This window comes from Erwinia aphidicola (assembly GCF_024169515.1).
Lineage (GTDB): Bacteria > Pseudomonadota > Gammaproteobacteria > Enterobacterales > Enterobacteriaceae > Erwinia > Erwinia aphidicola.
Genome location: NZ_JAMKCQ010000001.1, coordinates 1,486,678 through 1,506,478, shown reverse-complemented (window position 1 = coordinate 1,506,478; position 19,801 = coordinate 1,486,678). Strand labels below are relative to the sequence as shown.

The window sequence follows — 19,801 nt, the reverse complement described above, 5'->3', positions numbered from 1 at the left end:
GTGCGATCACACATCCGCCAGCACGCGCTACGACCGCGAGCTGGCGTACCAGGCGATGATGACCTATCTGAAACGTACGCGCGCTGCGAACTACAAATCGCCGAGGCGCTGAACCGCCTGCTGGACGATCGCGCCGATGAAAATGGCGCATGGAGTCAGGGCGAGCTCCAGGTTCGCCACTCGCACCTCAGCCGCGTGGCCCACGGTGCGCTGCATAAATGCGGCTGTGCCAGCCGCAGCTGAAGAGGCGCTGGGTCGCGATCAAAAAAGCCAGCAGGACCCTGCTGGCTTTTAGTATTTCAGCGTCTACTTAGCGCATCGTCACGAACTCTTCGGCACCGGTCGGGTGGATCGCCACGGTGTTGTCGAAGTCCTTCTTGGTAGCGCCCATCTTCAGCGCCACCGCGAAGCCCTGCAGCATCTCGTCCATGCCGTAGCCGATGCCGTGGATGCCGACAATCTTCTCATCGGCACCGACGCACACCAGCTTCATGCGGCACGGCTGGCGATGCTGGGTAACGGCGGTGTACATGGCGGTAAACGCCGATTTGTACACTTTCACCTGGTCATCACCAAACTTCTCACGCGCTTCCGGCTCGCTCAGGCCGACCGTGCCGATTGGCGGGTGGCTGAACACCACGGTGGGCACGTTGCTGTAGTCCAGATGCTCGTCCGGCTTGTTGTTAAACAGGCGCTCGGAGAGGCGACGACCGGCGGCGACCGCCACCGGGGTCAGCTCGACGGCGCCGGTGTTATCACCCACCGCGTAAATCCCTTTTACATTGGTGTTCTGGTATTTATCGACGCTGATGTAACCCTTTTCGTTCAGTTTCACGCCGGTCACATCAAGGTTCAGATTGTCGGTCATCGGCTCACGGCCAATCGCCCACACCAGGCAGTCCACGGTCTGCTCTTTACCGTTTTCCAGCTGTAAGGTCAGGCTGCCGTCGGCATTTTTCACTACCGCTTTCGGGATCGATTCGGTGTGCAGCGTCGGACCTTCGGTATTCATGACTTCCACCAGCGTGTCGACGATCAGCGGATCGAAGCTGCGCAGCGGCGCGTGTTTGCGCACGAACAGGTGCGTTTCAGACCCCAGCGCGTTGACCACGCCAGCAATTTCGACGGCGATATAGCCTGCACCGACGACGGCGGTACGTTTTGGCAGCGCCTGCAGCTCAAAGAAGCCGTCAGAGTTAATGCCGTATTCCGCGCCGGGAATGGTCGGCTGGCTCGGGCGGCCGCCGGTGGCGATCAGAATATGGTCGGCGGTAATCTTCTCGCCGTTCACTTCGACGGTGTGCGCATCGACAAAGCGCGCGTAGCCTTTGATCACGTCGACGTTATTTTTGCCCAGCACATTGTCGTACGAGCTGTGGATACGGTCGATATAGGCGCTGCGGTTTTTCACCAGCACGTCCCAGTTGAACTGGTTTACGGTGGTATCAAAGCCGTAGTCCGGGCCGTAGTTGTGGATAGCTTCGGCGATCTGCGCCGCGTGCCACATGACTTTCTTCGGAACGCAACCGACGTTCACGCAGGTGCCGCCGAGCTCTTTTGCTTCAATCAGTGCACACTTCTGTCCGTACATGGCCGCACGGTTAATGGAGGCGATACCGCCGCTGCCGCCGCCGATGGCAAGGTAGTCATAATGTTTGGTCATCGAGTCTTCCAGTTCAGTAAGTGAGTTAAATCAGCTGGCGTAGAGTGTAACGCTACAAGGTGAAAAGCCGCAAAGGTTGCGTCTATGATTGTGATAGCCTCATACCGATTATCATTGTCACTTTTCGCTTAAGGATGACAGTTATGCATTTGCAGTTTTTAGGCACCGGGGCCGGCACGCCGAGCCGCGAGCGCAACGTCACCAGCATCGCGCTGGATTTACAGGGGGTGCGTAACGCCACCTGGCTATTTGACTGTGGCGAGGGCACCCAGCATCAGATCCTGCGTACGCCAATCAAGCCCGGCAGGATCGAGAAGATCTTCATTACTCATCTGCACGGCGATCACATCTTCGGCCTGCCGGGACTGCTGACCAGCCGATCGATGAATGGCTCACTCGAACCGCTGACCCTATACGGCCCGGTGGGGATGAAAACCTTTGTTGAAACCACTCTGTCATTAAGCGGTTCGTGGGTCACCTTCCCGCTGGAGATCGTGGAAATAGGTGCGGGGGAGGTGTGCAATGACGCGCATTTTCGCGTGACGGCTTACCCGATGACGCATCCGGTGGAGTGCTACGGCTACCGTATCGACGAGCACGACAAGCCGGGCGCGCTGGATGCGGCCAGGCTGGCGGCGCACGGCGTGCCTGCCGGGCCATACTTCTATGACCTGAAGCATGGCCGCAGCGTAACGCTGGACGATGGCCGCACGATAAACGGCTGGGATTATGTCGGTGAGCCGATCAGGGGGCGCAGCCTGGCGATTTTCGGTGATACGGCACCCACGGCGGCGGCGCAGCAGCTGGCGGCGGATGTCGATGTGATGGTGCATGAGGCGACGCTGGAAATTGCAATGGAAGAGAAAGCCAACAGCCGTGGGCACTCCACCACCGCACAGGCGGCGAAAGTGGCGCAGGAGAGTGGCGCAAAGCGGCTGATTATCACGCACCTTAGCTCGCGCTATTTACGCCATGACTGCGAGCGCCTGCTGGCAGAGTGTCGGGCGGTATTTGCCGCCACCGAGATGGCGCATGATTTCGCGATATTTCCGCTGTAGGGGGCGGGCATGCCTCGCACTTCAGCTGTAGGGGGCGGGCATGCCCGACCCTGGGCGAGGCATGCCTCGCCCCTACGCGATCGGGTGGGAGATTAACCGCGGGCGATAACGTTATTCCGGCACAATCCAGCTGACTTTATGGTGGCCGGTGCCTGACGGTACCAGCACTTTCTGCAGCCACGGCAGCACGTTGTTCATCTGCTGCTCCAGCTTCCACGGTGGGTTAATCACCACCATCCCCGATGCGGTCATGCCGAAACGGTCGCTGTCCGGACGCACGCCCAGCTCGATCTGCAAAATACGGCGAATGCCGGTGGCCTGCAGCTCGTTAAACATACGTTTGATCTGCTGGCGCAGCACCACCGGATACCACAGCGCATAGACACCCGTGCCGAAACGCTTATAGCCTTCCTGAATCCCCTGCACCACGGCCTGATAGTCACTTTTCATTTCGTACGGTGGGTCGATCAGGATCAGACCACGGCGCGACAGCGGTGGCAGCTTGGATTTCAACTGCTGATAGCCGTCGGCACGCGCCAGGCGCGCCCGGTCATCCTTCTGGAACTCATTGCGCAGCATTGGGAAGTCGCTGGAGTGCAGCTCGGTCAGCTGCAGCTGGTCGTACTCGCGCAGCAGATGGCGGGCGATCAGCGGTGAGCCAGGGTAATAACGCAGCTTGCCGCCCGGGTTGTAGTTTTTCACCACGCTGATATACGGCTCCAGCTCGGTCGGCAGGTCGTCCTGCTGCCAGATACGCGCAATGCCCTCCAGATACTCTCCGGTACGTTCAGCGTGCTCGCCGCTCAGCAGATAGCGCCCGGCACCGGCGTGGGTGTCGAGGTAGAGATAGGGTTTATCCTTCTCATTCAGTGAGCTGAGGATCAGGCTCTGCACGGTGTGTTTGAGAACGTCGGCATGGTTGCCTGCATGGAAACTGTGGCGATAACTGAGCATGTATTAGGAAATCCGGGAAGGTAAAAGCGAGCGTGCCGCCAGTGGGCGGCACAGGTTGCGGTGATTATAGCGAAAACGGGTTAAAAAAGCGCGATCAGGCAGGGATTCGTTGCCACATTGGGTAAGTAAAGAACAGCAGGTGCAGCAGATTAAAGCTGAAATGCACCAGGGTAGAGACCCACAGCCGCCCGCTCCACAGCCAGGCCAGCCCGTAGATCAGCCCGGCCAGCGTGGCGAAGAACACCAGCAGCAGCCCGCCGGAGAAGTGCACCGAACCGAACAGCAGCGCGGCGATAAACAGCGCACGCTTGTCGCCCAGCAGCTGGCTTAGCCGCTGCTGGATATAACCGCGAAACAGCGCTTCTTCCGCCAGTGAGACAAAAAACAGATTGGCCAGCATAAAAGAACCCAGCCACTCGGGCAGGTGCGGTTCCACCTTCAGTCCCCCGGCAAAGGTGGCCAGCAGCAGCAGCAGCGGCATTGACATTAACAGCACCAGCCACCACAGCCCGTTGGCAGGTGGCTTCGAAGGCCGCTTAAGCAGGGTCGGCAGGCAGGCCAGCAGGATAAACGGCACCAGCGCCTTGTCGAGGTTGTAATAGAAGGTAAACGGTGCGCTCTGTGGCCCGGCGCGCACCCCGGATTCGATCAGCTGATTGTTGAAGCCCGGAATCGTATGCAGCATCAGCGCAAAGGCGCTGACCACCAGAATAATCTCCCCCGGTAGGGAGAACGCAGAAGGCTGCTTGTGCGTACCGGAATAGACAGCAACAAAGCCAATGACGATCAGCGCCACAATAGCCGGTGGCATTAACACCTGTTCAAAGATGGCAAGGCCCAGCGCGATGGCCAGCAGCACCAGTGCGCTGCGATGATAAAACGGCAGGAACAGTAGCGATGCTGCCAGTACGTACCACATAGAGACACTCCCTGTTTGTAACGAAGTAATACGGCGTATTAACGCCGGGGAGTATGCAATGTGTCACGCAGTGAGGCAAAGCGGAAAGTGCGGTCAGAAACAGGGCGTCTGCGTGGCCCGCCATTGATTTTCTCACCCGTTACCCTCATGTTAACCAGATTGCCCATACAACGATTAAAGGACTGCGCTATGACCAATCCGTTACTCTCTGCCTTTATGCTCCCCCCTTTCTCCGCCATCAAACCTGAACATGTGGTGCCCGCCGTGACTCAGGCGCTGGATGAGTGCCGCGCCGCGGTGGAAAAAGTGGTGGCGCAGGGCGCGCCGTACAGCTGGGATAATCTGGTGCAGCCGCTGGCGGAAGTCGACGACCGTTTAAGCCGCCTGTTCTCCCCGGTCAGCCACCTGAACTCGGTGAAAAACAGCCCGGAACTGCGTCAGGCCTATGAGCAGACGCTGCCGCTGCTGTCCGAGTACAGCACCTGGGTTGGCCAGCATGAAGGGCTGTATCAGGCGTATCGCGACCTGAAAGCGGGCGCAAACTTTGCCGCGCTGGATACTGCGCAAAAGAAAGCGGTGGATAACGCGCTGCGCGACTTCGAGCTGTCCGGCATTGGCCTGTCGAAAGAGAAGCAGCAGCGCTACGGTGAGATCGCCGCGCGCCTGTCCGAACTGGGTTCGACCTACAGCAACAACGTGCTCGACGCCACCATGGGCTGGAGCAAGTTGATTACCGATGAGAGCGAACTGTCCGGCATGCCGGAAAGCGCGCTGGCCGCGGCCAAAGCGCAGGCCGAAGCGAAAGAGCAGGAGGGCTGGCTGCTGACGCTGGATATCCCGAGCTACCTGCCGGTGATGACCTACTGCGATAACCAGGCGCTGCGCGAAGAGATGTATCGCGCCTACTCAACCCGCGCCTCCGACCAGGGGCCAAACGCCGGGAAGTGGGACAACAGCGAGGTGATGGCGGAAGAGCTGGCGCTGCGCCACGAACTCGCCCAGCTGCTGGGCTTCGACTCCTATGCCGATAAATCGCTGGCGACCAAAATGGCCGAAAGCCCGGCGCAGGTCACCGACTTCCTGACCGATCTGGCAAAGCGCGCCCGCCCGCAGGCGGAGCAGGAGCTGGCCCAGCTGCGCGCCTTTGCCAAAAAAGAGCACGGCGTCGACGACCTGCAGCCGTGGGACCTGACCTATTACGGCGAGAAGCAGAAGCAGCATCTCTACTCCATCAGCGACGAGCAGCTGCGCCCGTACTTCCCGGCACAGCGCGCGCTGAACGGCCTGTTTGAAGTGGTGAAGCGCATCTACGGCATTACCGCTAAAGAGCGCAGCGATGTGGACGTTTATCACCCGGACGTGCGCTTCTTCGACCTGTTTGACGAAAGCGGCGAGCTGCGCGGCAGCTTCTACCTCGACCTGTATGCGCGCGAGAACAAGCGCGGCGGGGCGTGGATGGATGACTGCGTGGGCCAGATGCGTAAAGCCGACGGTACCTTGCAGAAGCCGGTTGCCTACCTGACCTGTAACTTTAACCGTCCGGTGAGCGGCAAGCCTGCGCTGTTTACCCACAACGAAGTGACCACGCTGTTCCACGAGTTTGGCCACGGTCTGCACCATATGCTGACGCGCATTGAAACGCCGGGCGTCTCCGGCATCAGCGGCGTGCCGTGGGATGCGGTCGAGCTGCCAAGCCAGTTTATGGAAAACTGGTGCTGGGAGCCGGAAGCGCTGGCGTTTATCTCCGGCCATTACGAGACTAACGAGCCGCTGCCGCGCGAGCTGCTGGACAAAATGCTGGCGGCGAAGAACTACCAGGCGGCGCTGTTTATCCTGCGTCAGCTGGAGTTTGGCCTGTTCGACTTCCGCCTGCACGCCGAGTTTGACCCGGCGAAAGGCGCGCAGATCCTGCCGATGCTGAAAGAGATCAAAAAGCGGGTGGCGGTGATGCCTGGGCCAGAGTGGGGCCGCTTCCCGCACGCCTTCAGCCATATCTTCGCCGGCGGCTACGCGGCGGGTTACTACAGCTATCTGTGGGCCGACGTGCTGGCGGCAGACGCCTATTCACGCTTCGAAGAGGAGGGGATCTTCAACCGTGAAACCGGCCAGTCGTTCCTCGACAACATTCTGACGCGCGGCGGTTCCGAAGAGCCAATGGCGCTGTTCCGCCGCTTCCGCGGCCGCGAGCCGCAGCTGGATGCGATGCTGGCACACTACGGTATTACCGAGCAGGGCTGAGATTAGTGAACATCTGTTTGTTAGATGAAACGGGCGCCGGAGACGGCGCCTTATCTGTTTTAGCTGCCCGCTGGCAGCTGGTGCATGATGAAAACGCGCTGATGGCGCTGGTGATGACGGCCGGGCATCTGGAGCTGCGCAAGCGCGATGAGCCAAAGCTCGGCGGCATCTTTGTTGATTTCGTTGGCGGGGCGATGGCGCACCGCCGTAAGTTTGGCGGCGGGCGTGGTGAAGCGGTAGCGAAAGCCGTCGGCATCAAGAGCGGCTATCTGCCGGAGGTGGTGGATGCCACGGCGGGGCTGGGGCGCGATGCGTTTGTGCTGGCCGCCGTGGGCTGCCGCGTGCGCATGCTGGAGCGTAATCCGGTTGTGGCTGCCCTGCTGGATGATGGCCTGGCGCGCGGCTATGCCGATGCGGAGATTGGCCCATGGCTGCGCGAGCGGCTGACGCTGCTGCACGCCTCGAGCCTGACGGTGCTAACCGATATTACCCCGCGCCCGCAGGTGGTGTACCTCGACCCGATGTTTCCGCACAAGCAGAAAAGCGCGCTGGTCAAGAAAGAGATGCGGGTGTTTCAGTCGCTGGTGGGGCCGGACCTCGATGCCGATGGCCTGCTGGAGCCGGCGCGGATGCTGGCGACTAAGCGCGTGGTGGTGAAGCGCCCGGATTACGCGCCGCCGCTGGCGGACGTCGCCACGCCGAACGCGGTGGTGACCAAGGGGCACCGTTTCGATATTTATGCCCCCCTCATCCCAGGGGGATAAACAACGGGTCGACCGAAACAGAAGGTCGACCCCTACCACCCGGCGTTACTCTTCGTCGCGCAGCGGCACAATCAGCATATCGATGTGCACGGTGTTGATCAGCTGGCGCGCTGACGACATCAGCTTGCTCCAGAAATCCTGATGATGGCCGCAAACCACTAAATCCACCTGATACTGCTTAATCGCGTCGACCAGCACCTGGCCGAGGTCACCGCTGCCGCTCAGGGTTTCGGCAATCGGGTAGCCAGCCCCGTTTGACAGCTCGGTCAGCGCGCTGTGCGTCTCTTCAGAGATACGCTTCTGCATATCACCCAGATTGACGTCGATCAGCCCGGTATACAGGTCAGAGTAATTCACATCAACGTGGATAAGTGAAACTTTGGCGTCGTAAGGGCGAGCCATGGATACCGCTCTGTCGACCAGCAGTTTGCTTTCGGGGGACAGATCGACAGCAATCAAAATGTGTTTGTAAGCCATATGAATACTCCTTTTCGCGTAAGTGCCTGTCCCAGAGTATAGCGAAAATTGTTAATGAATGTTGTGGCAGCCGACGTGGTTTGGCTGGGCGATCAACATGAAATTTTGTCTGAATGCCCCGGCGAAATAAAACATCGCTGGAAAAAATTTAAGCAGATCTCCTACACTGATAAAAGACGGCAACGAAAGCAGCGCTGTTACGCCGTCCTGCTGCAGCAATCATCTCAATAATAAGGGTTGGCGAACCAGCGGGAGTTGATCCCGTTCTCGTCGCGTATCGCATTTCCTGATGAAAGTCCGGGAGGGGATCATGATCAGCACCATCGCGCTTTTCTGGGCTCTTTGTGTCGTTTGTGTGGTGAATATGGCGCGCTATTTCTCTTCGCTGCGTGCGCTGTTAGTGGTGCTGCGCGGCTGCGATCCGCTGCTGTATCAGTATGTGGATGGGGCGGGGTTCTTCACGTCTCACGGGCAGCCGGGCAAGCAGGTGCGGCTGATTGGCTATATCTGGTATCAGCGCTACCTTGACCACCACGATGATGAGTTTATTCGTCGCTGTCAGCGCCTGCGCGGGCAGTTTATTTTGACCAGCGCCCTGTGTGGGCTGGTGGTGATTAGCCTGATTGGCCTGGCCATCTGGCATTAAAAAAGGGCGACCATTAAACATGGTCGCCCTTTTCGGGTCGATCGGAAAAAATCATCGACTCTTACTGTAGGGGCGGACCCTCTTTTTCGGTCCGCCCGCAACACGATCAAATCAGCTTCAGCGCAATCCAGTACAACCCACCTGACAGCACAATCGAGACCGGCAGGGTGAACACCCACGCCAGCAGGATGTTCTTGATGGTTCGGCCCTGAACGCCACCGCCGTCAACCAGCATGGTGCCCGCCACGGAAGAGGAGAGCACGTGCGTGGTTGAAACCGGCATTCCGGTATAGCTCGCCACGCCAATAGAGACCGCCGCCGTCATCTGCGCCGACATCCCCTGAGCGTAAGTCATGCCCTTCTTACCGATCTTCTCACCGATCGTGGTGGCAACGCGACGCCAGCCGAACATGGTCCCCAGCGACAGCGCGAGCGCCACGGCCAGGATGATCCATACCGGCGCGTACTCAACGGTATTCAGCAGGTCGCTCTTCAGCTTATTAAGGAAACGTTTGTCGTCAGGCTTGGTTTCCGGCAGCTTGGCGGTTTTCTCAGCGGTATCCGAGATGCACATCAGCAGGCGGCGCAGCTGGCTGCGTTGCTCAACGTTCAGCGCATCGTAGCTGCTGAGATTGTTCAGCAGGCCCTGCACACGCTCGATAGCCGGCAGCGCACGGGCAGCGTCGCAGTGGAAATCATGCGGGCCGGAAGGCACCTGTTCCGGCGTCGGTAACGCTGGCGGCGCCATCTGGATGATGTGCGTCAGCGAGGCCGCGTGCTGCTGATAATACTGCTCCAGGTGGTTCACGGCATCACGCGTACGCGTAATGTCATAGCCGCTGGAGTTCATATTCACCACAAAGCCCGCCGGCGCCACGCCGATCAGCACCAGCATAATCAGGCCAATACCTTTCTGGCCGTCATTGGCACCGTGCGAATAGCTGACGCCAATCGCCGAGACAATCAGCGCGATACGCGTCCAGAACGGCGGCTTTTTCTTGCCGTCGATCTTCTCGCGCTCTGCCGGAGTCATATGGATACGCTGGCGCTTTTTATTCCCGCTCCAGTAACGGCGCAGGATAAATACCAGACCGCCGGCAATCACCAGGCCAACGATCGGCGAGATAATCAACGACATAAAGATGCCGATCATTTTGGGAATATTGAGCGCATCCACTACCGAGGTGCCAGTCAGCAACGCGTTAGTCAGGCCAATACCAATAATGGCACCGATCAGGGTATGGGAGCTGGAGGCCGGTAACCCGAAATACCAGGTGCCGAGGTTCCAGATAATCGCAGCCAGCAGCATGGAGAAGACCATGGCCAGGCCGTGAGCCGACCCGACATTAAGCAGGAGGTCGGTGGGTAGCAGATGGACAATCGCGTAAGCCACGCTTAAGCCGCCCAACAGTACACCAAAGAAGTTGAATACCCCGGCCATGACCACCGCTAACTGCGATCGCATTGCACGGGTATAAATCACGGTAGCTACCGCGTTGGCCGTATCGTGGAAGCCATTGATTGCTTCGTAAACCAGTACGAACAACAGAGCAAGAACCAGGAACAGGCCGGTATGTAAATCAAGACCAGCAAACAGATGCAGCATAAGCGTTACGCCATTTTGGAGGACATGAACGCGGCGCATTATCAGCGACAAACCGCGCCTGGGGAAAGGGAAATATAGACTTTTTTTGACATTAATGTGTCATTTGAGTGACTGTTACCCCTGAAACCACCGTGAAATCATAAGGTTACAAAATGTTTCAGCTACGATTTGGCGTCAGGCTGGTATCCCAGGCGCCAACTCTCTACAATCAGCGTTTTTGTGGTTTGGCGCGGAGTCTGTGGTGGAAAAATTTGACGTTATCGTAATTGGTGCGGGTGCAGCTGGCCTGTTCTGCGCGGCTCAGGCGGGCGCGAACGGGCGGCGCGTGCTGCTGATCGATAACGGCAAAAAAGCCGGGCGTAAAATCCTGATGTCCGGCGGCGGGCGCTGCAATTTCACCAACCTCTATACCGAGCCAGCGGCCTATCTGTCGCATAACCCGCATTTCTGTAAATCCGCTCTGGCGCGCTATACCCAGTGGGATTTTATCGATCTGATTAACCGTCACGGCATTGCCTGGCACGAGAAGACGCTCGGACAGCTGTTCTGCGACGACTCAGCGCAGCAGGTGGTCGACATGCTGCTGAAAGAGTGCGAAGCCGGCAGCGTCACGCTGCGCCTGCGTAGTGAAGTGCTTGCGGTCGCGCGTGATGACAGCGGCTACACGCTGCAGCTCAACGGCGCAGAGGTGCAGGCGGAAAAGCTGGTGATCGCCAGCGGCGGGCTGTCGATGCCAGGGCTTGGCGCATCGCCGTTTGGCTATAAGATTGCCGAACAGTTTGGCCTGAAGGTGTTCCCGACCCGCGCCGGGCTGGTGCCGTTCACCCTGCATAAGCCGCTGCTGGAGCAGCTACAGACGCTGTCCGGCGTCTCGGTGCCGTCGGTACTGACCGCCGAAGACGGCACGGTATTTAAAGAAGCGCTGCTGTTTACCCACCGCGGCCTCTCCGGCCCGGCGGTGTTGCAGCTCTCCAGCTACTGGCTGCCGGGCGAATTTGTCAGCGTTGATCTCTCACCGGCGCAGAATATCGATGCCTTTATTCATGAAGAGCGCCAGCAGCACCCCAATCAGAGCCTGAAAAACACCCTTGCCAAACTGCTGCCGAAGCGCCTGGTCGAGTGCCTGCAGCTGCTGGGGAGGGTGCCGGAATGCACGCTGAAGCAGCTCAATAGCCGCCAGCAGGCGGAACTGGCCAGCGCGCTGCACCAGTGGAAAATCCAGCCCAACGGCACCGAGGGCTACCGCACCGCCGAAGTCACGCTCGGCGGCGTCGATACCAGCCAGCTGTCGTCGAAAACCATGGAAGCGCGTGATGTACCGGGGCTGTACTTTATTGGCGAAGTGGTTGACGTCACCGGTTGGTTAGGCGGCTATAACTTCCAGTGGGCGTGGAGCTCAGCCTGGGCGTGTGCGCAGGCGCTATAATGAGAAATCTGATTTAACTGTTTCTCAGGCGGTAAAATGCAAAATTCTTCCAGCGGATATAAAAACACTACCGAAACCTTGCTTCAAAGTGGCCAGGCGTGGAATGGCCAGACTTTGCAAAATTACCCTTCGGGTGAGCTTGAAATTACGGTGATGAAAATGACCATCCCCGCGCATTCAGAGCTGCCCTGGCATACCCACCCCATTCCTAACACGGCGTATATTCTGTCAGGTTCCCTGACCATTGAGGATAAAGCGACGGGGGATACCAGGACATTCAGCGCGGGTGAGGCTTTCAACGAGTCCATCGATATTGCCCACCGGGGATTCACCACCGACCAAAGCACCGATGTCATCATCTTCTATGCAGGTGCAAAAGGGATGGCGCTGTCTGTACCACTGCCGGGAGAGGAATCTGAGTATTAACAGGTTCAGCTGACACAGTCTGTGGACCTCCGGCTCTTTGTGGGAGTAAGCTATAAACTCCCACAGCGCTGGGTTTGTGAGATTTTTGTAATGAGGGGCCGCATATAAACCAAACTTCATCAGCCCTGCTTTTTTTATTTCCCATGGGCAGTGAAAGACCATCCTGATACGGTTGAGAGTAGGAACAGAATCGTCGCCCCCTCAACCCTTAATCTCCTTCAAATATTTAAACACCGTTGCCCTTCCCAGCGACAGCACGTTCGCCACATAGTCGGCCGAGTGGCGCACGTTAAATATTCCCTGAGCGTAAAGCGCCGTCACCAGCGCTTTCTTGTCGCTGCGCGTCAGAATCGTCAGCGAGCTGTGGTTCTCGGCCAGCCACTGATGCACGGCGGTGTTAATTTTTTCCCGCCAGTCGTGCGCAAACAGCAGCGCAGGCTGGGGCTGCAGCGGGCTCATTGACAGGAACGTCTCCAGCGCATTGCGCGCATCTTCCAGCATCGCGGTACTGAAGTTGATGCAGAAAATGTAGCCCGCACTGCCCGGCACGCTGGCGCGAATGCTGACGGAGCGCATCTTCTTCCCGTCCCAGTTCAGCTGCTCGTAAGGCCCGGTCAGCGTGTCGAGCTCGTTGAGCGTCAGCTGCTCCAGCCCGGCATCGTCGCCGATGCTGCGCTTCGACAGGTTATTCGCCAGGTAAGCAATTTTACTGCTGGTGACATCGTGGATGGCCACTTCCACCATGGGGAAAAACAGCGCGGCAATACCGTCCGCTATCGCTGTCAGCGTGGCGAACTGCTGGCTTGCTGCTGTACTTTGCTGGTTCATCTCAGGCCCCCATCTGCGCGAGAATACTGGCGGAGATCTGCGCGTCCTGCACGCCCAGCCCGGTCAGATCGGCGACGGTGATCGCATCCGCTGCACGCTGATACTGCGTGCTATCGCTCAGCAGGCTGCCAATCTCAATGATTTTTCCCGTGCGCTGTGCAGCGGGCAGATGGCTGAGCTCGCCATAGCTGCTGCACTGGGTAAGCGAGTCGACCAGCACGCAGGCGGCAGCGCCAATGATGGCGGCATCCAGCTCCTGTTTGCCCGGCGAGTCGGCACCCACGGCGGTAATATGCGTCCCCGGCCGGATCCACTCCCGGCGCAGCAGCGGCACGGAGGAGGGGGTGGCGGTGACGATAATCGAGGCCGCGCGCGCCGCTTGTTCGGCTTCCAGCGTGGTAATGAGGTTGATGTCGCAGTCTGCCAGCTGCTGGCGCATGCGCACCAGCGCATCCTCACTGCGCCCCCAGATAATTACCTCGCGGCAGGCGGTCAGGTCCAGCAGCTGGCGCAGCTGCAGTTCGGCCTGTAGCCCGGTGCCGAAGATGGCGATCTGCTCAACCCGTTCCGGCAGCAGCAGTTCGGCGGCAATCCTTCCGGCCAGCGCGGTGCGCATCCCGGTCAGCCAGCCGTGGTCGTTTAGCAGGGCCAGCGGCTGCCCGGTTTGCGCGCTAAACAGCATATTCAGCCCGTCGTTGCCCGGCAGGCCGAGGTCGCCGTTGCGGTAAAAGCCGCTGGAGACTTTGACGCAGAAGCTCTCTGAACCCTCCACCCACGCGGATTTAATGCAGCAGTCGCCACCCGCCTGCGCAAACAGAAACTGCTGCGCTGGCGGCAGCTGCACGCGGCCGGCTGAAAAAGCGCGAAACCCCTCTTTGAGCTTTTCCAGCGCATCGGCCTCAAAGTAATGCGCCTCAATCACCGCCTGCTCAATAATCCTCATTTCACCGCCCCGCAGAACTTCTCCAGGGTGATGTTTTTGCCGCACAGGATCACCGCAACGCGCTTGCCGCGCCATTTTTCTGCCTGCTGCATAAACGCCGCCATCGCCACGCCCGCCGCACCTTCGACCATCCAGCGCTCATAGCGCGCCAGCGTCTTCATCGCGGCTTTGATCTCCTCCTCGCTGACCTGCACGCACTCATCGACCACCTGCTGACAGATCGGGAAGGTGATGGTGCCAGGCTCCAGGCCACCGGCGGTGCCGTCGGACAGCGTGTCGTGCTCGGGCGGCTCCACGATTTCGCCCGCCGCGAGGGAGGCGCACATGGCGACGGAGGCCGCAGGCCAGCAGCCGATAATGCGCGTCTCTGGCGACAGCGTTTTCATCACCGCGCCAATCCCGGAGATCAGCCCGCCGCCGCCCACCGCGACAAAAACGGCATCCAGCGGCGCTTCCTGCTCGAGCATTTCCAGCGCGATAGTGCCCTGTCCGGCAATCACCTGTGCGTCGTTATACGGGGAGACAAAGGTGATGCCCTCAGCGGCGGCTTTGCTGGCAGCGGCCAGCTCCACGCTGAGCGCGTCGCCCTCCAGCGTCACCACCTTAGCGCCATAGGAGGCAATGGCTTCCAGCTTGAGCGGAGAGGCGGTCGCCGCCGCAAACACCGTCACCGGTATGCCCGCCATCGCCCCGGCCAGCGCCATGCCCTGGCCGTGGTTGCCGGATGACGCGGTGATCACCCCCTGCACGCACTGCTGCGGCGAGAGCAGCCGCATCTTATTGCTCGCCCCTCTGAACTTGAACGAACCGGTGTGCTGCAGATGCTCGCCCTTCAGAAACAGCTCGCAATGATACTGCGCGGAGAGCGCGTGGCTGCGGTCGAGCGGCGTCACTTTTACCTGAGGACGCAGTGCGGTGTGCGCCTGCTGGCTGCTGGCGCAGAGTTGAGAGAGGGTCAGCATGATGGCATCCAGTAAGTGTATTTAAAGTCTACTATAGACATTTAGTACACATCGATCCAGCATTTATCCGCGCGTCAGGCGCCTCTGGCTGTAAGGGGGCAAGGGATATCGGCTTATTGTGTAATGCAGGGAAATCACACTTCTGCAGCCTGCCACAGGTGAATGCCGTCGCGGCCGGTGCGTTTAACGCTGTACAGCGCCTGGTCTGCATGGCGCAGCCACTGGTGGATGGAGTCGGCGTTACTGGCCGGGGCAATACCGATGCTGACGGAGAACTGGAATTCAGCAGAGGCGGGCAGGCGGATCCGGGCGATTTTCTCTTTCAGCGCCGCGGCCAGCATCACGATAGTGATATCGTCGGCATCGCGCACAATCACCCCTAACTCATCGCCACCGAAGCGCGCCGGAATATCGCGGGTGCCCACTTCGCTGCGCAGCAGGCGTGAGATCTCCGCCAGCAGATAATCCCCCGCTTCGTGGCCAAAACGGTCATTGACCTGCTTGAAATTATCCACGTCGATCAGCATCAGCCAGGCGCGGCCTTCGCCACGCTGGGTGCGCAGGTATTCGCTCTCCAGACGGCGGTCAAACAGGCGGCGGTTGGGGATCTTCAGGCTCGGGTCCATCAGCGAGATGCGTTCCAGCTCGCGGTTTTTCCGCCGCAGGCTAAGCGTGAGCTGATACGACACCGCACTCAGCACCAGCATATAGCAGGTTGCCAGTGGCAGCGTCAGCCACACCGTACGCGTGCTAAAGGTCGGCTGCAGCGGCAGGCCGAGCACTGCCCAGAGTGGGATAAAGGTCAGCATAAATGCCACGATCGCCGGTTTAAGCTGGGGCCAGCCGCCGGCCGCATAGCGGTCAGAGGCCAGCACAGCGATGATAATCAGCGAAGGCATCGGGCTGACGGCCATCAGCGCCACCCATGCGCCGCCAAACGCGGCATCAATGGTTAAGTTGTGGCGCTCAGTATTAGTCGGGTCAGGTGAGGAGTGCGCCAGTAGCCAGGCGACCGACGGCCAGATAAAGGCATTAATAAACAGCAAAATAGTGAACCACGTGCTGCGATCCAGTTCCGAAAGCACCGACTGAAAGGGGAAAAAACACAAAAAGGTGCCCAGCTGACGCATGGCGAACATGCGACGAATAAAACGCGTTGAGCGCAGTTTTAACTGGCTGTCATCGGGTGAGTAGTAGTGCATGAATCAGCAATGTGGGCGGGTCGATAAAGCAGTGTATCGGAAATTATCAGAACGTATCGGACTTTTCTTAATATGTAAAAAAAAACCAGCCGCAGGGGCGCGGCTGGCCGATTTTTAACGCAGATTAAAACGCGTAATGAGCGGAAACGGAGAAGTTACGCGGCGCGCCATACACCACATAGGTGCCCATATAGTCGTAGTACTCTTTGTCGAACAGGTTGTTGACGTTGGCCTGTACGGAAACCTGTTTCGTCACCTGGTAGCGACCGAACAGATTGACCAGCGTCACCGGGCTTTGATCGATGTAGTCGCTGCCAGCCGGGCCACCGGCGACGTTATTAAAGGTCTTGTTCTGCCAGTTGACGCCGCCGCCCACGGTCAGGTCCTGCAGCATCGGCAGGCGATAGCGGGTGAACAGTTTGGCGGTAGTGCGCGGGATCTCCGGCATCACGGCGGTGCCATCGCGCTGCTCGGCAATATAGCGCGAGGCGCCGAAAGTCATCTGCCAGTTGTCGGTCAGGGCACCGTTAACTTCAAATTCCACGCCGCGGCTGACCGCATCGACAGCGTCGTAAGCGTATTCGGTGCTGCCCGGGATGTAGGTGTAGCTGTTGACGCCCAGGCCGTTCTGCTCGGTGCGGAACAGCGACAGCGTGGCGGTCAGACGGCTGTTGGCCCAGTCGCCTTTGATGCCGGTTTCATAGCTTTTTCCGCTGACCGGATCGAGGTACTTCGCTTCGCTGTTACGTGACGTCTGCGGCTGGAAGATGCTGGTATAGCTGGCGTAGACGGAGTAGGTGTCGTTGAGATCGTACGTCAGGCCCGCATACGGCGCGATTTTATCGCTGTCGTTGGTGCCGGAGGTGCCGTTGGCGCTCCAGTCGGTATAGCGAGCGCCGACCAGCAGTGACAGCGGGTCAGCCAGCGAGAAGCGTGCGGCGGTATACACCGATTTCTGGCGAATGGTGTCCTCCAGATAGGGACTAAAGGCTGACCAGTCGGTCGCGCCGGTAGAGCCGTTCCAGCTGCTGTAGTCACCAATATTGACGCCGGACAGGTCTGCAAAGCTGTTGAAGAAGGTGTTGTCCTGCTTGCTGTAGCTGCCGCCAATCATCAGCTCATGGCTGCGGCCCAGCAGCTCAAACGGACCGTTAGCGTAGAGGTCTACGCTGTCGGTGGTGCGGCGGCCTTTGTTCCAGCCGCTGTAAAGAGTAATGCCCTGGCCGGTAGCTTTATCCGGGTAACCGTCCGGGTACATCAGGCGGGTGTCGAAGGTGGTTTTGCTGTGGCTGCCGGTGACCTGCGCCTGCCAGCCGCTATCAAACCTCTGCTTCAGCGTGGCAAAGATCTTATTCGACTGTTTATCGCTATAGGCCCAGTCCGCACCGGTATTAAAGCTGCGGTCGAAGTGAGTGCGCTCGCCGTTGCTGTAGAAGGTCGGGATACCGCCCCAGCTTGGGTCTTCGCTGCTGGTGTCCTGGTAATCCCAGCCCAGCGACAGGGTGGTGGTGTCGCTCAGGTCGGCATCGATCAGCGTAGAGAGGAATTTCTTGCGCGCGTGGTAGCGATCCAGCCAGCTGTCATTTTCCTGATAGCCGCCGATGACGCGGCCGCGCACGCTGCCGGACTCGTTCAACGGCACGGTGACATCGCCCACATAGCGCTGCTTGTCCCAGCTGCCGGTTTCAGCAGACAGGCTGCCAGTGACCACTTTGCTGTCGGCGTGCTTGCGCACCATGTTAACCGAGGCGGAAGGATTGCCGGAACCGAGCGACAGGGCGTTAGCGCCGCGCACGATCTCAATACGGTCGTAAATGGCGGTGTCGGATTGGGCGTCGCCGAGGTCCCACACATCCTGCACCACCGTCGGAACGCCGTCGAACAGGTAGTTGTTGATCAGAAAGCCGCGCGAATAGTAGTTCGCACGGTCGGAGTCGATATTCGAGGCGGAGATGCCGGTGGTGTTATTCAGCACTTCGCCGATGCTGTGCAGCGCCTGGTCCTGAATTCGCTGTTTGCTGATGATGCTGACCGACTGCGGGATATCGCGCAGCGCCAGCGTCATTTTGGTACCGGCGGTCGTCACCGGCACGCTGTAGTCCGCTGCGGCCTGTGCTGCGGGGCTGCTGGCGGAGTTGGCTTCTACGGTCAGCGTTTCACTCTGCGCGGTTTCCGCTGCCAGTGCCGGATGCAGTGCAGAAATCACCAGTAACGCGGCGACGGAGGGGGTGAAAATGCGCTGAGCGGATAATAGCGTAGCGGGTGTTTTATCAGTGAATTCAGGACGAGAAAACAGCACGGTAATTCCTCGGATAACTCGATAGTTTTAATTAATTTCCTGCACCGGACATGAAAAATTTACCGAATATCCCTGAGCGGTAGCGTCTTGTCACTGAATCCCTGATGACGCGGTGAGGTCCACTGGCGTGCAATCCAGACCACGGTTGGCCTGTAATGTTAAAGCAAATGAGAACTATATGTATTTAGCATTGCGATGTAAATAAATATTACAGAAGGCGGGAACTTATTCAGGGGGAAGGAGCCAGGGGGATAAAAAAGGTCGGGTATGCCCGACCTCTACGTAGGGGCGAGGCATGCCTCGCCCACCGCCATCACCGTCTTAAAAATCCGCTTTCAGCACCACGCGGAAATTGGCTTTCCCGGCGCGGACGTGGTCCAGCGCGTCGTTGATTTTCGACATCGGGAAGAACTCGACGTGCGGCGCAATATCGCGGCGTGCCGCCAGCTTCAGCAGCGAACGCAGCTGGCCCGGGGAGCCGGTGGAAGAGCCGGTTACGGCTTTATCACCCATGATCAGGTCAAACGCGCCCACTTCGATCGGCTTCATCACGGCACCCACGGTGTGGAACTTGCCTTTTGGCGCCAGCGCGGTGAAGTACGGCTTCCAGTCGAGGTCAACGGCAACGGTGCTGAGGATCAGGTCGAAGCGGCCCGCCTGGGACTTCAGCGCTTCCGGATCGCGGCTGTTGACCACTTCGTCGGCGCCCATATCGAGAATCGACTGCTTTTTATTCGGCGTGGAGCTGAACGCCACCACTTCGGCACCCATGGCGCGCAGGATCTTAATCGCGATGTGGCCGAGGCCACCAATGCCGATAACACCGACGCGGCTGGTGGCGGTGATGTTGCTCATCAGCAGCGGTTTAAACACGGTGATACCGCCGCACAGCAGCGGACCGGCGCTGGCCGCATCCAGGCTTTCCGGTAATGGGATCACCCACTGCCAGTCGGCGCGCAGCTTCTCGGCAAAACCGCCGTGGTTGAGGATGGTTGGCGTGCTGCCGTTCTGGCAGTTGACCTGCTCGCCGTTGATGCAGGCATCGCAGTGCTGGCAGCTTTTTGCCGTCCAGCCAATGCCAACGCGCTGGCCGATCTTCAGGCCTTTGTCTTGCGCCGCATCACCGAGCGCGGAAACGCGGCCGATCACTTCGTGGCCGGCAATGGTGGGGTACTGGGAAATACCCCATTCGTTGTCGATCATCGACAGGTCAGAATGGCAGACGCCGCAGTATTCCACTTCGACTTCAACTTCCTCTGCGCTCAGCGCAGCCGCGTCATACTCATACAGTTCCAGAGCCTGGCCTGCTTTCATTGCCGCGTAGCTTTTAATTTTCACGTTATTACCTCAGATTCAGTTTTCCATCAGGGGAGAAGTGTAGCTGCTCTGG

Annotated in this window: 19 protein-coding genes; 8 read left to right on the top strand and 11 right to left on the bottom strand. The window is 59.1% G+C overall.

Going from position 1 to position 19,801, the window contains the following annotated elements:
* On the top strand, positions 1-243 hold the full coding sequence (locus J2Y91_RS07035) for a hypothetical protein (RefSeq protein WP_133622480.1): 243 nt from the start codon (positions 1-3) through the stop codon (positions 241-243).
* 67 nt (positions 244-310) lie between these two features.
* Here J2Y91_RS07035 and gorA read toward each other — a convergent pair whose 3' ends face one another.
* Entirely contained in the window at positions 311-1,663 is a 1,353-nt protein-coding gene (gene gorA, locus J2Y91_RS07030; protein ID WP_133622481.1) for a glutathione-disulfide reductase, read from the bottom strand.
* Between the two features lie 143 nt (positions 1,664-1,806).
* On the opposite strand from gorA, the gene rnz reads away from it, so the two are divergent.
* Positions 1,807-2,721 carry a ribonuclease Z gene (rnz, locus tag J2Y91_RS07025; RefSeq protein WP_133622482.1) on the top strand — a complete coding sequence of 305 codons (915 nt, stop codon included), beginning with the start codon at positions 1,807-1,809 and terminating at the stop codon, positions 2,719-2,721.
* A 111-nt stretch (positions 2,722-2,832) separates the two neighbouring features.
* Here the strand turns inward: rnz and J2Y91_RS07020 are convergent, their stop codons facing one another.
* Positions 2,833-3,675 carry a 23S rRNA (adenine(2030)-N(6))-methyltransferase RlmJ gene (locus tag J2Y91_RS07020; RefSeq protein WP_048917783.1) on the bottom strand — a complete coding sequence of 281 codons (843 nt, stop codon included), beginning with the start codon at positions 3,673-3,675 and terminating at the stop codon, positions 2,833-2,835.
* Between the two features lie 94 nt (positions 3,676-3,769).
* Positions 3,770-4,594 carry a CPBP family intramembrane glutamic endopeptidase gene (locus J2Y91_RS07015; protein WP_048917782.1) on the bottom strand — a complete coding sequence of 275 codons (825 nt, stop codon included), beginning with the start codon at positions 4,592-4,594 and terminating at the stop codon, positions 3,770-3,772.
* A gap of 189 nt (positions 4,595-4,783) precedes the next feature.
* Between J2Y91_RS07015 and prlC the strand changes: the two genes are divergently transcribed.
* Together prlC and rsmJ are read left to right on the top strand one after the other, a co-directional pair.
* The gene (gene prlC, locus J2Y91_RS07010; protein WP_253537709.1) at positions 4,784-6,832 is read left to right on the top strand and encodes an oligopeptidase A; all 2,049 of its coding nucleotides are present in this window, start codon (positions 4,784-4,786) and stop codon (positions 6,830-6,832) included.
* 5 nt (positions 6,833-6,837) lie between these two features.
* Positions 6,838-7,596 carry a 16S rRNA (guanine(1516)-N(2))-methyltransferase RsmJ gene (gene rsmJ / locus J2Y91_RS07005; RefSeq protein WP_253537706.1) on the top strand — a complete coding sequence of 253 codons (759 nt, stop codon included), beginning with the start codon at positions 6,838-6,840 and terminating at the stop codon, positions 7,594-7,596.
* Between the two features lie 45 nt (positions 7,597-7,641).
* Here the strand turns inward: rsmJ and uspA are convergent, their stop codons facing one another.
* Positions 7,642-8,073, bottom strand: coding sequence for a universal stress protein UspA (gene uspA / locus J2Y91_RS07000; RefSeq protein WP_048917779.1), 432 nt, complete (start codon positions 8,071-8,073; stop codon positions 7,642-7,644).
* Between the two features lie 54 nt (positions 8,074-8,127).
* Here uspA and J2Y91_RS06995 point away from each other — a divergent pair, with 54 nt between their 5' ends.
* Positions 8,128-8,304, top strand: coding sequence for a hypothetical protein (locus J2Y91_RS06995; RefSeq protein ID WP_166643145.1), 177 nt, complete (start codon positions 8,128-8,130; stop codon positions 8,302-8,304).
* Positions 8,305-8,383: 79 nt separating this feature from the next.
* Complete coding sequence (gene uspB, locus J2Y91_RS06990) at positions 8,384-8,719, top strand: universal stress protein UspB (RefSeq protein WP_048917778.1); 336 nt, start codon at positions 8,384-8,386, stop codon at positions 8,717-8,719.
* A gap of 106 nt (positions 8,720-8,825) precedes the next feature.
* Here uspB and pitA read toward each other — a convergent pair whose 3' ends face one another.
* Entirely contained in the window at positions 8,826-10,325 is a 1,500-nt protein-coding gene (pitA, locus tag J2Y91_RS06985) for an inorganic phosphate transporter PitA (RefSeq protein WP_133622485.1), read from the bottom strand.
* A gap of 241 nt (positions 10,326-10,566) precedes the next feature.
* Here pitA and J2Y91_RS06980 point away from each other — a divergent pair, with 241 nt between their 5' ends.
* On the top strand, positions 10,567-11,751 hold the full coding sequence (locus J2Y91_RS06980) for a BaiN/RdsA family NAD(P)/FAD-dependent oxidoreductase (RefSeq protein ID WP_133622486.1): 1,185 nt from the start codon (positions 10,567-10,569) through the stop codon (positions 11,749-11,751).
* Positions 11,752-11,787: 36 nt separating this feature from the next.
* The gene (locus J2Y91_RS06975; RefSeq protein ID WP_133622487.1) at positions 11,788-12,177 is read left to right on the top strand and encodes a cupin domain-containing protein; all 390 of its coding nucleotides are present in this window, start codon (positions 11,788-11,790) and stop codon (positions 12,175-12,177) included.
* A gap of 201 nt (positions 12,178-12,378) precedes the next feature.
* Here J2Y91_RS06975 and J2Y91_RS06970 read toward each other — a convergent pair whose 3' ends face one another.
* From J2Y91_RS06970 to ahr, 6 genes are all read right to left on the bottom strand, one after another.
* Entirely contained in the window at positions 12,379-13,005 is a 627-nt protein-coding gene (locus tag J2Y91_RS06970; RefSeq protein ID WP_133622488.1) for a helix-turn-helix transcriptional regulator, read from the bottom strand.
* A 1-nt stretch (position 13,006) separates the two neighbouring features.
* Complete coding sequence (locus J2Y91_RS06965; RefSeq protein WP_133622489.1) at positions 13,007-13,948, bottom strand: Rossmann-fold NAD(P)-binding domain-containing protein; 942 nt, start codon at positions 13,946-13,948, stop codon at positions 13,007-13,009.
* A complete protein-coding gene (locus J2Y91_RS06960) occupies positions 13,945-14,910 on the bottom strand; it encodes a threonine/serine dehydratase (RefSeq protein WP_133622490.1) in 966 nt (321 codons plus the stop codon). The genes J2Y91_RS06965 and J2Y91_RS06960 overlap by 4 nt, the downstream gene beginning before the upstream one ends.
* A gap of 134 nt (positions 14,911-15,044) precedes the next feature.
* Positions 15,045-16,112, bottom strand: a complete 1,068-nt coding sequence (locus J2Y91_RS06955) for a diguanylate cyclase (protein WP_133622491.1) — start codon at positions 16,110-16,112, stop codon at positions 15,045-15,047.
* 124 nt (positions 16,113-16,236) lie between these two features.
* Positions 16,237-18,411 carry a ferric-rhodotorulic acid/ferric-coprogen receptor FhuE gene (gene fhuE / locus J2Y91_RS06950; RefSeq protein ID WP_253537703.1) on the bottom strand — a complete coding sequence of 725 codons (2,175 nt, stop codon included), beginning with the start codon at positions 18,409-18,411 and terminating at the stop codon, positions 16,237-16,239.
* Between the two features lie 321 nt (positions 18,412-18,732).
* A complete protein-coding gene (ahr, locus tag J2Y91_RS06945) occupies positions 18,733-19,749 on the bottom strand; it encodes an NADPH-dependent aldehyde reductase Ahr (protein ID WP_133622492.1) in 1,017 nt (338 codons plus the stop codon).
* Between the last annotated feature and the right edge of the window lie 52 nt (positions 19,750-19,801).